1 protein-coding gene is annotated in these 589 nt (G+C 59.4%); it reads right to left on the bottom strand.

The features are described 5' to 3' along the window. Positions 1-111 precede the first annotated feature (111 nt). Complete coding sequence (locus WDW90_RS37920; protein WP_336492848.1) at positions 112-366, bottom strand: hypothetical protein; 255 nt, start codon at positions 364-366, stop codon at positions 112-114. Positions 367-589 lie beyond the last annotated feature (223 nt).

Below are 589 nucleotides of genomic sequence, written 5' to 3'. Positions count from 1 at the left end.
TTCGAGATCCGGGACGAAGCCGATCAGCTCCTGATGCAGATGCCGTTTCCTGGAGCGGGTCACCAAGGACCGGGAGCCTCACCTGCTGCTCAGGCGATGTGAGGCGGAAGATTATTCCTCGACGATGCCAATCTTGATGCCAAAATCAGCCGCACGTTCCAGCACTCGACGCAAGCTGCCTCGATGGCTGGTGAGCTGCCGGCGATCCCAGGGCGACAGAGGCTTCGAGCGTTCAGGATCCTCCAGCAAGTCCATCTGCTCGAGGTGATGATCGGCACAGATCATCAGAGCGTTCACACGTTCCTCAAACGACATGGCCTGCAACTCGTGCTTGAGAGGCAGCCGGACAGGAAGTGCGCTCGCCATGCCGGCAGCCAGAGGGGGCAAGTCAGAGACGACTACGGTGTTGGGGGCAGAGTGCAGGGTGGTCGCCGTGGAGGCGCGGCTGGATGGGGTCTGGGTTAGCATCACAATCAGCTGACATGGGTGTTCTTGTGCAGCAGGCGAGTGATCTCATCTGCACCAAGCTTTCGGTATGGCATGCTATATGGCCAGCCGCAGGCAAAATGCCATACCTCTGGTGTCACAG

The organism is Methylobacterium nigriterrae, assembly GCF_037106235.1.
In the GTDB taxonomy this organism is placed as follows: Bacteria; Pseudomonadota; Alphaproteobacteria; order Rhizobiales; family Beijerinckiaceae; genus Methylobacterium; species Methylobacterium nigriterrae.
Note: the sequence above shows the minus strand (reverse complement) of the source record. Positions and strands in the feature narration are given on the sequence as shown.